The sequence below is a fragment of the Streptomyces sp. DH41 genome (assembly GCF_029813785.1).
In the GTDB taxonomy this organism is placed as follows: Bacteria; Actinomycetota; Actinomycetes; order Streptomycetales; family Streptomycetaceae; genus Streptomyces.
Genome location: NZ_JARVKY010000004.1, coordinates 79,074 through 92,278 on the forward strand (window position 1 = coordinate 79,074; position 13,205 = coordinate 92,278).

Below are 13,205 nucleotides of genomic sequence, written 5' to 3' on the forward strand. Positions count from 1 at the left end.
GCGGTCCACCGGCCACCCGGGAAATCGGTCCACGGGCGCCGGTGGCCGCCACCCCCGGTCCTCGGTCCGCCGCGGGCCGGGGCGGCGGGTCAGTGTCCCGCTACGACGCCCGAGAGCTCGTTGGTGCTCTGCGGCAAGGTGACGGAGGTGGTCTTCTCGCCGGTCGCGAGGTCGACGGCGTGCAGGGCCTTCTTGCCGGGCTCGGAGACGTAGGCGGTGCCGCCGCGGACGAACAGGGTGGGCCGGGGCTGCTGCCAGTCCAGCGGCTCCCGCCACTCGCCCACCACGGGGATCTTCTTGTCGATCTCACCGCTGACCGGGTCGATCACGCGGATCGCGCCGTCGGTGCCGAGGACGAGCGCCTCGCCCTCGGGGCCGCGGGCCAGCGAGCGGAAGGAGTAGCTGGTGCCCAGGTCGACCAGGCGCAGCGTCGCCTTCTCGGTGTCGATGAGGGACACGCGGGTCGGCCGTTCCAGCTCGGCCTCGGGGTCGCTCTTGTAGTCGCCCAGGAGGACCGGGGAGGCGTCGCTGCCCGCCTGGTTGCCGATGCGGCCGTAGTCGTCGGGGGCGTCGACCTTGGTGAACCGGCCGTCCTTGTAGATCAGTACGCCGTCCTCGCAGCCGAAGGCGACGGCTTCGTTCCGGGCCGCCGCCTCACCGTGCACACCGGGACACTTCTCGTTGCGCTCGATCTCCTTGTTGTTCTTGTCCAGCACCAGCGCGCCCGTGCGCTTCTCATCGGTGCCGAGCGTGCTGAGGAGTTCGCCGTTCTCCAGCTCGATGGCGACGCCGTGGTGCGGCTCGGCGGAGGTGTAGGTGCGGGTGGCGGGCTTCTTGCCGGTGCCGAGCCCGGTGGGGTCGAAGACGTTGACCTCGCCGGTGCCGTCGGTGAAGAGGGCTGTCCTGCCCGCGTGGCGGACGACGTGGCCGGGCTTGGAGCCCTGGTACTCGATGTCGGTGAGGGTCTGCCCGGTGGCGTCCAGGACGCGGAAGCCACTGTCGGTGGAGACGATGACGTGGTCCTCGTCGCCCGCGGGGCTGACCCGGTTGAAGCCGGGCAGCTCGACGGTCCCGGCCAGTTCGAGGGTCTCGCCGTCGAGGATGTAGAGGCCGCCCTCGAAGGTGGCGACCAGCGGGTCCTTGACCGCCGCGGCGGGCGTGGGGCTCGCGGTGTCATGGGCCTTGGCGTCGGTGGAGGAGTCCTCCCCGCCGCAGGCGGTCAGGACCGTGGACACCGCCAGAGCGAGTGCCGTGCCCGTGAGGGCTCTCCTGCGTATCGACGTGTTCACCGGTGTGTTCCTTTCCGAGCCGCACGGTGGCGGCATGGGATGCGTGGCGGATCCGGCCCGGTCGGCCGGCGTCCGTGGGGTTGGGGAGCGGGCGCGTGTCAGTCGCCGGTCGGGCCGGCGGTCAGGCCGTCGGTCATGGCGGTGGTGTTGGCGCGCATCATCCGCAGGTAGGTGTCGGCGCCCTCGCCCGGCGCGGTCAGGGACTCCGAGTACAGCTCGACGACCTCGACCCGGCCGTCCAGTTCCGTCCGCAGGACCTCCGCCAGCCGCTTGGGCTGGGAGGAGTCGGCGAACACGGTGCGAACGCCGGCCTCGTCCATCGCCCGGGTGAGTGAGCGCAGGTCGGAGGAGCTGGGTGAGGCCAGTGTGGTGCCGCTGGGAACGACTGCGCCGATCACCCGGAAGCCGAAGCGGTCGGCGAGGTAGCCGAACACATGGTGATTGGTCACCAGAGCGCGTTCGTCCTCCGGGACGCGGTCGAAGGACTTCTCCATCCAGGTGGTGAGGTCCGCCAACTCCTTCTCGTACCGGCCGGCGTTGGCGCGTACCGTGTCCCCGTCCACGCCGTCGACGTGCTCGATCACTTGGGCGGCGATCAGGCCGGTGGCCTTGCGCACCCGGTCGGGATCGGTCCAGAAGTGCGGGTCGGGCTGTCCTTCCCCGTCCTCGGGGCCTCCGTCGTCGCCCGCCCGGAAGGTGAGCGGGTCGACCGCCCGTCCCGCCTCGAAGGTGGCGACGCCGGACTCATGGGCGGCTGCCACGTGCCGCAGCACGTTCTCCTCCAGGCCGAGGCCGTTGTAGACCACGAGGTCGGCGCGTTCCAGTTCGGCGGCCTGCACGGCCGACAGGCCGAAGGAGTGCGGGTCGGCGTTGGGCTTCATCAGGACGGTGACGTCGGCTTCGTCGCCGACGACCTCCCGGGTGATGTCGCCGAGGATGTTGGTCGTGACCACGATGTCGGGCCGGTCGTCGCCGGTGGTGCAGGCGGTGGCGGCGACGACGGTGCCGAGGGCGACCAGTCCCATGAGCAGGCTGCGCAGCCGTGCCACGCGTACTCTCACACGCTTCTTCGCCGCGTTTCGGCTCATCGGCCGGTCTCCGCCATGAGGACGGGCTCGATGTCCAGGTCGAAGGAGCGCGCGATGCGCAGGCCGTCGTTGTAGTCGATCTCGAACACCTTCTTGCCGTCGGGGTCGTTGACGTAGGCGCGGCTGCGGTCGACCTCGATCACCGGTCCGCTCTCGGTCGTGCCGGCCCGCTGTGCTCCGGTCAGGAGCCGCTTGGTCCGGGCGATCTGCTTCCCGGTGGCGATGTCGTAGCCGTGCAGTGCCCCGTCGGTCTCCAGAACGAGCAGCACGGATCCTTCTCCGGCGGTGTTGGCGGCGACGACGGGACCGGTCTCCACCCGGGTCCAGGTCCGCTCGGTCGCGTCCAGGACCCACACTGCGTTGTTCCCGGCCGACGCGGTGAGGGTGTCGCTGCCGGGCCGCTGCCGGAAGGCGGTGGCCCGTTCCGCCGCCGGAACGCCGTCGTCGTAGGGGATCTTCTGGGCGGTGAAGGCGCCGCCCTCCTCGCGGACCAGCAGGGCTCCGTCGGCGCACCCCAGCACCACTCCGCGCCCGGTGACGGCGTCGCCGCGCGGCTCGTCGCACCGGGTGTCCGGCGAGTGGACGCGCTTGCCCTTCCGGTCGAGCACGGTGAGTTTCGTGGTGCCGTCCTCGTTCGTGAACGCCAGGAGGTGTTCCGCGTACGGCACGACAGCGCCGGTGTACGTGCCCGGCAGCGTCCGGGCGGAGACGACCTCGCCCTTCTCCAGTTCGCTCCGGTCGAGGAGAACGGCCCGGCCGTCGCCGTCGGTCACCGCGGTCACGGCCATGTCGCCGCGCACACGCGTGTCGCGGCCCGCCGGGATGTCTCCGACGTCACGGATGGTCGCGCGGTAGTAGTGGACGTGGTCCCCGTGGTCCACCGTCCAGGCGCCGCTGTCGAGCACGTGCGTGCCACCGGACGCGTGGAAGTAACCGAACCGCCCGTCCGTGCTCACCCGTACGGCGCCCCGTACCTGTGTCGTCCTGTGCACCTTGCCGGTCGTGAGGTCGAGCACCCGGGTGTGCCCGCTGCGGGGGTCGTTGAGAAGCAGACGGGATTGCTGCTCGGCGGCTTCCTGGGCTCCCGCGACGTACCCGTGAGGGGTGGCGGACGAGGAACTCGCCGCCGGGCGGGAGTCGTTGTCCGGCTGCCCCGCGCAGCTCGTGGCGAGCAGCGCGGTGAGCAGCAGTGTGGCCGAGGCCCGCGGAGTGACGCTGCTTCGGACGGTCATGACGATCGCCTCGGACTTCCTTCAGTTGACTTCAGGGGCGGGAGCAGGGGCTGCGGCGAGGGGGCGCGGCGGTGGCGGAGGCCGGACGCCAGGTGGGAGAGGAAGAACACGCTCACCGCGAGGGCCGAGACGGTCGCGCCGGCGGCGGTGCCCAGATGCCAGGACAGCAGCAGCCCGCCGAACGTGGCGGTGACGCCAAGGAGCGCCGCGAGCAGCATCACCCCGCGGACGCCGCGCGCCCACGGCAGGGCCGCCGCCGGAGGGGCGATGAGCAGGCCGAGGACCAGCAGGGTCCCCACGATGTGGAACGAGGCGACGATCGCGAGACCCAGGAGGCCGAGCAGCACGGCATGGGTGAGGCGCGGACGCAGACCGAGGGTCTGGGCCTTGCGGGAGTCGAACGTGAGGGCGAGGAAGGCCCGGTGGCCGAGGACCGAGACGACGAGTGCCGCCAGCAGCGCCGCGGCCAGCACGAACAGGTCCTGCTTCCGCACGGCGAGGACGTCACCGAACAGGAACCCGGTCAGGTCCACCGCGAAGGACTGCGAACGCGACACGATGATGACGCCGAGCGACAGCATGCCCACGAACAGCAGCCCGATCCCGGTGTCCTGGGACAGCCTCGGAATACGTCCGAGCGCCGTGACGCCCGCCGTCATCACGGCCGCGCTCGCCACCGCGCCCACCAGCAGGTTGCCACCGAACAGCGCGGCCAGCGCGACTCCCGGCAGCAACCCGTGGGACATGGCGTCGCCGAGGAACGCCATGCCCCTGAGCACCACCCAGGTCCCGGCCGGCGCGCAGATCGCGGACACCAGGATCCCGGCCCACAGGGCTCGCTGCACAAACGTCACTTCGAACGGGGTCGTCAACCACTCCATGGCGAGGACACTACAATGAAAATCATGTTCAACAAACCGACCTCCTCGCCCGCCTCCCCCCGACAGCGGGCCGCCCGCGTCCACTTCACCGAGCTGTGCGCCGGCTATCCGGGGCGGCCCGTGCTCTACCAACTCGACGCCGAGATACCGCGGTTGGCCACGACCGCGCTCGTCGGCCCGAACGGCAGCGGCAAGTCGACACTGCTCGGTGTTCTGGCCGGTGTGATCCAGCCGACATCGGGCAGCGTTCGCCACCACGAAGGATCGCCGCCCGCGTTCGTTCCGCAGCGCGGGGCCGTCGGCGACACTCTGCCGCTCACCGTCCGGCAGGCCATCGAGATGGGACGCTGGAGGGAACGCGGTCCCTGGCGCCGGCTGACCCGACGGGATCACACGACGGTGGACACCGCGCTCGACCGGCTGGGCATCGGCGATCTCGCCTCACGCCAACTGGGCGAACTTTCGGGCGGCCAGCGTCAACGCGCCCTGATCGCGCAGGGATTGGCGCAGGAGTCCGACCTGCTGCTGCTGGACGAGCCGACCACGGGTCTCGACCCGGAGGCCAGGGACCGGATCGCGGCGCTGCTCACGGCACTCGTCGCCGACGGTGTGACGGTCGTCCAGGCCACACACGACCTGGAAGCCGCGCGCTCGGCCGACGCCTGCCTCCTGCTCCGCGACGGCCGCCTCGCCGGTCAGGGGCCTCCCGGCCGGGTGCTCACCACGTCGGCGCTGGCCCGGATCTGGGGCCCGTGACGGTGGACGGCGTGATCCACCGAGGTCACCTGGCGGGACGAAGCACTACTGGCTCGTCCGCCGCCGGAAGAGCGCCCCCGCCGCCGCCACCGATACCGCCGTGATCGCCGCGCACCATGCGAGCGCCTGCCAGCCGCCGGCACCCACCGGCTGGTCGAGCAGAAGACCGCGCATCGACTCGATCACCGGCGTCACCGGCTGGTGTTCGGCGAAGCCGCGCAGCCAGGACGGCATGGTGTCGATCGGTACGAAGCCACTGGACGGATACGGAAGGAAAGCGATGAAGAAGGTGAAACCCCCGGCCGCCTCCGGCGACCTGGCCACCAGCCCCACCGCCGCCGACAGCCACGACAGGGCCACGATGTAACAGACGAGCACGCCGATCGCCGCGAACCAGCCGGCCGCCGACGCCGCGGGGCGGAAGCCGATCGCCGTGGCCACGCCGAAGACGACGACGGTGGCCGCGATGTTGCGGGCGAGTGAGGCGGCGACGTGTCCGGCCAGGACGGACGTGCCACTGACGTCCATGGAGCGGAAGCGGTCGATGATCCCGCCGTGCATGTCGTTCGCGACGCTCATGGCGGTGTTGCCGGCACCGAAGCCCGCGCACAGCACGAGCACGCCGGGCACCACGTACTGCACGTACGTGCCGCCGGTGTCGATCGCCCCGCCGAAGAAGTAGACGAAGACGAGCATCAGCATGACCGGCATCACCAGGGCGCTGATCAGCGCGTCGGGCGTACGGGCACTGAGCCGGACGGACCTTCCGGTCATGGTGAGGACGTCAGACACCGGTCCGCTCCTTCTGCCGCGTGACACCGGTGCCGGTGCCGGTGAGGGCCAGGAAGACGTCGTCGAGGGTGGCACCGTGCACGGCGAAGCGCTCGACCAGTTCGCGTTCGGGGTCGACGGCGTCGAGGAGCTCGCGGACGTGCTCGGCGCGACCGCTCGTCGCCACCCCGAGCCGCAGCTCGTCGGGTTCCCGGCGCACCACGAGTGTGCCGAGGAGCCGGTCGGCCTCCTCGTACGCGGCCCGCCCGGCGAGCGTCAGGACCAGTAGTTCGTCGGCCACCCGCAGCTTCAGCTCGGCAGCCGTGCCCTCGGCGACGATCCGGCCGCTGTCGATGAGCGCGATCCGGTCCGCGAGCCGGTCGGCCTCCTCCAGGTACTGGGTGGTGAGGAAGACCGTCACCCCGGACCCGGCCAGCTCCGCGATCAGCTGCCACACCTCCTGCCGGCTGCGTGGGTCGAGGCCGGTGGTCGGCTCGTCGAGGAAAATCACGGCCGGCTCGCCGACGAGCGAGGCGGCGAGGTCCAGGCGGCGCCGCATGCCGCCGGAGTACGTGGCGACCCGGCGGCCGGCGGCATCGGTGAGCCGGAAGCGAGTCAGCAGCTCCTCGGCGCGGGCGCGCGCTGCGGCACGGTCCAGACGGGCGAGGCGGCCCATCATGCGGAGGTTCTCGACCCCGGTGAGCTGCTCGTCGAGAGCGGCGTACTGCCCGGTCAGGCTGATCGACCGGCGTACGCGGGTTCGCTCGATGACGACATCGTGCCCGGCCACCCGGGCATCGCCGGCGTCGGCGGCGAGGAGGGTGGCGAGGATGCGGACGGTGGTGGTCTTGCCTGCGCCGTTCGGGCCGAGCAGGGCGAAGACGGTCCCCGGGGCGACGGTCAGACCGACGCCACGCAGGACGTCGACATCCCCGTAAGACTTGGTGAGGCCGCGGGCCTCGATGGCCGGTGTCATGGGTGCGGAGCTCCTCTGCGTACGCCATACACGCTACTGCGTAGACCATACACGCTTTTGCGTATGCCGTACACGAAACTGTGTGTGACCTACACTCCGGCCCATGGAGAACGACGCATTCCCCGCCAGCGTGGAAGCGGCCTGGGGCCTGCGTGACCGCCCCCAGAAGGGCCCGAAGCGCGCGCTGACACTCGACGGGATCATCACGGCGGCCATCGCGGTCGCCGACGCGGAGGGGGCCGAAGCGGTCTCCATGAGCCGGGTCGCGAAGGAGCTCGGAGCCTCGACCATGGCGCTCTACCGCTATGTGGCCACCAAGGACGAACTGGTGACCCTGATGGTCGACTCGGCCGTCGGCGCTCCCCCGCCGCTGCCGGACGGCGTCACCGGATGGCGCGCGGGCCTCGAGTACTGGTGCGTTTCCATGCGCGAGGCGATGCTCCGCCACCCCTGGGCGATCCCGCTGGTGGCCGCGAGCGGTGGACCGCCCATCACCCCGAACCAGCTGGCCTGGCTCGACCAGAGCCTCCGGATCCTCTCCGGCACCCGCCTCGGCCAGGGCGAGAAGATCGCGATCACGCTGCTGGTGAGCGGCCAGGTCCGCAGCGAGGCCGGCATCACCGCGATGCTGCTGCGGGACCCCGACGGCACGAAGCGGCGACTGGCGGGCTACAAGGACTTCCTCCGCCGGGTGACCGAGAACGGCAGGCTTCCGGCGCTGCGCGAGGCCGTGGAGGACGGCGCCTTCGACGACCTCGACGCGGACGCCGCCGCCGAGGTCGACCACTTCGACGACTTCACCTTCGGCCTGCAGCGTGCGCTGGACGGGGTGGCGGCGTACTTGGCAGCGATGGGCGACGTCCCGGTCCCCCACTCCGCGCAGGGTGATCCGGCTGGGGCGACGGCCGAGTAGTTCCTCGCCAGGGGCCGGGCCGGTGGAGGGCGTACTGGAGGACAGCCGGGACGGGAATCCGGCGGACGTCCCGGCGTGTTCGGCCAACAGCCACTGCCGCGTGCCCCCTTCGTACAGGAGCCTCTCCCATGCCGGAGCTTGAGATCGACGCAGTCGTGTTCGACGTGCTCGGCACGCTCGTCGACGAACCCGCCGGTATCCGCGCCGGCATTCGCGAACTCGACCCGTCCCTCGACGGCCCCGGGGTCGAGCGGCTGCTGTCGCTGTGGCGGGAGCACATCGACCGCGAGCAACGTCGCGTCCTCGCCGGCGCCCGGGCCTACGTCACCAGCGACGTCCTCGATCTGGAGAGCGCCCGGCTCGTCGCCGATGCCGCCGGGATCGACGACCCGGCCGCCCTGGCGGCGCTGGCCCTGTCCGGTCGCAGGCTCCCGCCGTGGCCCGACACGGTGGCAGGGCTCGCCCGGCTCGCCGAACGGTTCCCGCTGATCGGTCTCTCCAACGCCGGCCGGACGGCGCTGCTGGGTATCAACGCCCACGCCCGACTGCGCTGGCATCAGGCCCTGTCCGCCGAAGACGCCCGGACGTACAAGCCGGACCCGCGGGTCTACCGACTGGCCGTCACCGTTTCCGGACTACCACCACAACGGCTTCTGATGGTCGCCGCCCACGCCTGGGACCTGCGCGGAGCACAGGGCCTCGGCCTGCGCACCGCCTACGTCGCCCGCCCCGTCGGCGACCCGCCCGCTCCCTCGGACCGCTTCGACCTCCACGCCGACGGCCTGGCCGACCTGGCCGACCGGCTCGACCGTGCCCAACGGCCCGCCCGCCGGCCATGACACCATCCTCGGTGGCCGCTGAACCAGAACGCCGACCGGAAGAACGGGCGAATCCGCAAGACGCTCCGCGGCTCGCCCGCCCGACCGGGCGCCAGATATGAGGAGTTGACCATGGGGCCACAGGACTCACCGGCGGCGCGGGGCCCGCGGGACACGGCCGAGCGACTGCGGACCATCAGCGACGAACTGTCGGACCGTTTCTACGAGCGGGCCGACGTGGTGCGGACGCTGGTGGTGACACTGCTGGCCGGACAGCACTCGCTGGTACTCGGCCCGCCCGGAACGGCGAAGTCCGAGATGGCCCGGGAACTCACCGCCCGGATCGAGGGGGCCTCCTACTGGGAGATCCTCCTGTCGAAGTTCACGGCGCCGACGAGGATGTTCGGTCCCGTCGACGTGGCCGCGCTGGCCCGGGGCGAGTACCGGCAGGTCTACGACGGCCGTGCCACGACCGCGCACGTCGCGTTCATCGACGAGATCTTCAAGTGCTCGACGGCGGCGCTGAACGAGACGCTGGGTTACCTCAACGAACGTATCTACCACCCCGAGAGCGGTGGCGAACCGATCCGCTGCCCCCTGATCGGCGCCGTCACGGCGAGCAACGAACTGCCGAACGGGGAGGACACCGCCGCCATCTACGACCGGCTGCTGGTGCGGATCGAGGTCAAGTACCTGGAGGACCCCTCGAACTTCGCCGCGCTGGTCCGTTCCGCCGTCAGCCGCCCGGCCACGCCGCCGCGGACCACGGTCGAGCTGGCCGCGTTGCGGCACGCCGTCGCCGAAGGCGTCCCGGCCGTGGACGTCCCCGACGCGATCGTGGACGCGGTGTGCACGCTGCGGGCCGCCCTGCGCCGCAAGGAACTCGTCGCCTCCGACCGCCGCTGGCGGCAGGCGGTGGGCCTGCTCCAGGCGTCCGCGTACCTCGACGACCGCCCGGCGGTCACGGAGGCCGACCTGTCGGTGCTGACCCACGTGCTGTGGAACTCCCCCGCCGAACGCCCGACCGTCGAACGCGAGGTGCTGCAACTCGTCAACCCCGACGCCAAGGAGGCGCTCGACCTGGCCGACACCATCGAAGAGCTGGAGGTACAGCTCGACGCGATGGCCGGGCAGTCCCGCGAGGCACTGAGCGAGTGGGTCATCAAGAAGGCCCACAACCAGCTCGCCATGGCGGGCAAGCGGCTGGAGAGACTGCGCGAGGAGGCGGCGGGCGCGGGTCGCTCCACCGCCGCCATCGACCGGGTCACCGGCCGCCAGCGCGCCGTACGCGCCCGCGTCCTCACCGAGGCCCTCGGCATGGACGCGAGCATGGTGCGGGCCCAGCTCTGAACACCGGCGCGACGAGGACGAGCGGGAGCATGAGCGAGACGACACCGGGCAAGCTCGATGAGCTGGCGGGCCGGGCCGGCACGTGGCTGGCCCTGACCGCCGCTCCCGCACGCCACACCGCGGCCGTGGTCGCGGACCGGTTCGACCGGATGGCGTGGCGCGACACCTACGAGCAGTCGGCCGGACTGCGCGAACTGGCCGAAGAACTCGACCAGCGCCACCACCACGCCACCGACCTCGTGGCCGACGCGTTCCTGGCCGCCTACAAGGTGGGGCCGCGGTTGCGCGAGCCCTCCGAGATGGACCCCTCCCGGCTGGTCAACCACCAGGTCGTCGCCTCGCTGTTGGAGTCCGCGGAGTTCGCCGAACTGCACCGTGAGACGGTGGGCGACCCCTACGCCGCCGCCATGGCCGTACTGGCCCAGGCCACCGCGCTGCGCCGGATGCTGGACGGCTCCGAGGCCGCCCGGGAACAGGCCGAGCGGGCGGGGCAGGCCCGGCGGGCCGTCGAGGACGCGGCGACCGCCGTGTCCGAGGCGCTCCAGCAGGCCGCCGACGAGGCCGCCGACGACGGCACTGTGCCGGCTGCGGCGGCCGACGCCGTACAGCAGGCGGTCGAGAGCGCGGAGGCCGCCGCTCAGCAGGCCGCCCAGGGCGCCGCGCAGGCCCTCGCGGTCGCGGTCCCCGGCATCCGTGGCACCGCGCGCAACGCGGTGGCGAAGGCTGCCGCATCGGCCCGGGAGGAGGCCGCGCTGATGCGGGCATGGGGCGTTGGTTCCGGCGAGCTGGAGCGGATGCCGTTCGACCGGCGTGCCCGGCTCGCCGAGCGGCTGCGCACCAGCCGGCTCGCCCAGTGGGCCGAACTGATCGGCCGCTTCCGGCAGATGGCCGACGGTGAGCGCGCCCGCAAGGTGGAGAACGCCACCGGGGAGCTCATCGGCGTCACGCTCGGTGACGACCTCTCCCGCGTCATCCCCTCCGAACTGGCGGTCCTCGGCGTGCCCGAACTGCGCGCGGTGTTCGCCGCGCGCTTCGCCGCCGGGGAGTTGATGCTCTACGACAGCCAGGGCGAACAGGCCACCGGCCGGGGCGCCGTCATCGCGTGCGTGGACACCTCGCACTCCATGTACGAGGCGGGGCCCGGCGGAATCACCCGGGAGGCGTGGGCCAAGGCGTGCGCGCTGGCGCTGCTGGACCAGGCCCGCCACGCGGGGCGTGACTTCGTCGGCATCCTGTTCTCCGCCGCCGACAAGCTCCAGGTCTTCCGCTTCCCGGCCGACCGGCCCGCCGGCATCGCGCGGACCCTCGACTTCGCGGAGACCTTCCTCGGCGGCGGCACCAGCTACCAGAGGCCGCTGACAGCGGCGCGCGACGTGCTCGAGGAGGAGTTCGACGACGCCGCCCGTACCCGCGGTGACATCGTGATGCTCACCGACGACGACTGCGGCGTCACCGAGGAATGGATGCGCGCCTGGAACGAGTCCAAGCGCCTGTTGGGCTTCCGGGTCTTCGGCGTCGCCATCGGCGCCCCGCGCGTCGCCGAAGGGGGCTCGGTCCTGGAGGCCCTGTGCGACAACCTGCGCTCGGTGGAGGATTTCACCGACGTCCACGCCGCCGCCGATCTCTTCCGCGTGATCTGACGAGAAGGCGTACGCCGGCATCACTTTCCCGTCCCGCTCGGGTGCCGTCGGCCCGTCGGCGAACGCACCGCCGCCGGTGCCGGGTTGCCCGAACTGCCGGGCGCCCGCCCCCGTCCGTGGTTGCCCGAGCCACGCGCGGGTACCCAGCCGATCTTGGGAGGAGAGAGGAGAGTCGTGTCTGACGAACATGTGAAGAACGTCTTCGTGGTGGGTCTCGACGAGACCAATCTTCCGACGCTCAAGGCCGTGCCGGGCGCGGATTCGCTGCGCTTCCACGGTCTTCTGACGGTCGAGGAGCTACAGGACGGCGAGGTTTCGCTACCGGATGTGATCGAGAAGGCGCGGCAGGTGCTGGACGCCTTCGACGGAAGCATCGACGCGATCGTCGGCTACTGGGACTTCCCGGTCAGCACCCTGGTGCCGATCCTCGGAGCGCGCTACGGCACCCGCACCACGAGCCTGGCGTCGGTGGTCAAGTGCGAGCACAAGTACTGGAGCAGGCTCGAGCAGCAGAAGGTGACGGACCGGCATCCGCGCTTCGGCCGGGTCGACCTGGAGGCCGACCCGCCGCGTCCTCCGGAAGGCGTGCGGTTCCCGATGTGGCTCAAGCCCGCGTTGTCCTACTCCTCCGAACTCGCCTTCGGCGTGGACGACGAGGAGGAGTTCGGCGCCGCCGTCACCGAGATACGCGAGGGCATCTCCCGCATCGGCCGCCCGTTCGAGCACATCCTCGACCAGGTCGACCTGCCGCCGGAGATGGACGGCGTCGGCGGCCGGGTCTGTCTCGCCGAAGAGGCTCTGTCCGGTGTCCAGGTCGCCGTGGAGGGCTACGTCCACCAGGGCGAAGTGACCGTCTACGGCACGCTGGACTCCATCGACTACCCCAATTCGCCGTGCTTCCTGCGCCACCAGTACCCCTCCATGCTGCCCCCGCAGGTCATCGACCGGCTGCACACCGTCACCGAGCGGGTCATGCGCCGGATCGGCTTCGACTCGGCGACGTTCAGCGTCGAGTACTTCTACGATCCCGGAAACCAGGACATCAGCCTGCTGGAGATCAACCCGCGCCACTCGCAGTCGCACGCGGAGCTCTTCGAGTACGTGGACGGCGTGCCCAACCACCACTGCATGCTCGCCCTCGCCCTCGGTCGGGACCCGCGCATGCCGCACCGGCAGGGCCCGTACGCGATGGCGGCGAAGTGGTACCACCGGTGGTTCACGGACGGCGTCGTACGCCATGTCCCCTCCGCCGAGGACATCGCCCGTATCGAACGCCAGATTCCGGGTGTACGGATCGAAGTCCTGCCCGAGCGGGGACAGCGGCTGTCCGACCTGTCCCAGCAGGACAGTTACAGCTACGAGCTCGCGCACATCTTCACCGGCGGCGACGACGAGGAGGACATGCGCGGGAAGTACGACCAGTGCGTCGCCGCCCTGGGCCTGACCTTCGACGAGCCCGCGGAAGCAGCGCGAGGATAAGGAGCGCCGGTC

12 protein-coding genes are annotated in these 13,205 nt (G+C 71.4%); 6 read left to right on the forward strand and 6 right to left on the reverse strand.

Features of this window, described 5'->3' with window-relative positions:
- Positions 1-89: 89 nt before the first annotated feature.
- From aztD to aztB, 4 genes are all read right to left on the reverse strand, one after another.
- Positions 90-1,289 (reverse strand): zinc metallochaperone AztD, encoded by a 1,200-nt coding sequence (aztD, locus tag QC283_RS09090; protein WP_279560873.1) that lies wholly within the window; start codon positions 1,287-1,289, stop codon positions 90-92.
- 98 nt (positions 1,290-1,387) lie between these two features.
- Positions 1,388-2,377: a zinc ABC transporter substrate-binding protein AztC gene (gene aztC, locus QC283_RS09095; protein ID WP_279560874.1), complete on the reverse strand. Its 990-nt coding sequence runs from the start codon at positions 2,375-2,377 to the stop codon at positions 1,388-1,390.
- Positions 2,374-3,609 (reverse strand): PQQ-binding-like beta-propeller repeat protein, encoded by a 1,236-nt coding sequence (locus tag QC283_RS09100; RefSeq protein ID WP_279560875.1) that lies wholly within the window; start codon positions 3,607-3,609, stop codon positions 2,374-2,376. Before QC283_RS09100 ends, aztC begins: the two co-directional genes overlap by 4 nt.
- Positions 3,606-4,490 carry a zinc ABC transporter permease AztB gene (gene aztB / locus QC283_RS09105; protein ID WP_279560876.1) on the reverse strand — a complete coding sequence of 295 codons (885 nt, stop codon included), beginning with the start codon at positions 4,488-4,490 and terminating at the stop codon, positions 3,606-3,608. Before aztB ends, QC283_RS09100 begins: the two co-directional genes overlap by 4 nt.
- Positions 4,491-4,505: 15 nt before the next feature.
- Between aztB and aztA the strand changes: the two genes are divergently transcribed.
- On the forward strand, positions 4,506-5,246 hold the full coding sequence (gene aztA / locus QC283_RS09110) for a zinc ABC transporter ATP-binding protein AztA (RefSeq protein ID WP_279560877.1): 741 nt from the start codon (positions 4,506-4,508) through the stop codon (positions 5,244-5,246).
- A 45-nt stretch (positions 5,247-5,291) separates the two neighbouring features.
- Here aztA and QC283_RS09115 read toward each other — a convergent pair whose 3' ends face one another.
- Positions 5,292-6,020, reverse strand: a complete 729-nt coding sequence (locus QC283_RS09115) for an ABC transporter permease (protein WP_279561150.1) — start codon at positions 6,018-6,020, stop codon at positions 5,292-5,294.
- A 10-nt stretch (positions 6,021-6,030) separates the two neighbouring features.
- A complete protein-coding gene (locus QC283_RS09120; RefSeq protein ID WP_279560878.1) occupies positions 6,031-6,993 on the reverse strand; it encodes an ATP-binding cassette domain-containing protein in 963 nt (320 codons plus the stop codon).
- 103 nt (positions 6,994-7,096) lie between these two features.
- Between QC283_RS09120 and QC283_RS09125 the strand changes: the two genes are divergently transcribed.
- From QC283_RS09125 to QC283_RS09145, 5 genes are all read left to right on the forward strand, one after another.
- Positions 7,097-7,906 (forward strand): TetR/AcrR family transcriptional regulator, encoded by an 810-nt coding sequence (locus QC283_RS09125; RefSeq protein WP_279560879.1) that lies wholly within the window; start codon positions 7,097-7,099, stop codon positions 7,904-7,906.
- Between the two features lie 128 nt (positions 7,907-8,034).
- On the forward strand, positions 8,035-8,745 hold the full coding sequence (locus QC283_RS09130) for a haloacid dehalogenase type II (protein WP_279560880.1): 711 nt from the start codon (positions 8,035-8,037) through the stop codon (positions 8,743-8,745).
- 111 nt (positions 8,746-8,856) lie between these two features.
- The gene (locus tag QC283_RS09135) at positions 8,857-10,074 is read left to right on the forward strand and encodes an AAA family ATPase (RefSeq protein WP_279560881.1); all 1,218 of its coding nucleotides are present in this window, start codon (positions 8,857-8,859) and stop codon (positions 10,072-10,074) included.
- A 29-nt stretch (positions 10,075-10,103) separates the two neighbouring features.
- Positions 10,104-11,714: a vWA domain-containing protein gene (locus QC283_RS09140; RefSeq protein WP_279560882.1), complete on the forward strand. Its 1,611-nt coding sequence runs from the start codon at positions 10,104-10,106 to the stop codon at positions 11,712-11,714.
- Between the two features lie 174 nt (positions 11,715-11,888).
- Positions 11,889-13,193, forward strand: a complete 1,305-nt coding sequence (locus tag QC283_RS09145) for an ATP-grasp domain-containing protein (RefSeq protein ID WP_279560883.1) — start codon at positions 11,889-11,891, stop codon at positions 13,191-13,193.
- Positions 13,194-13,205 lie beyond the last annotated feature (12 nt).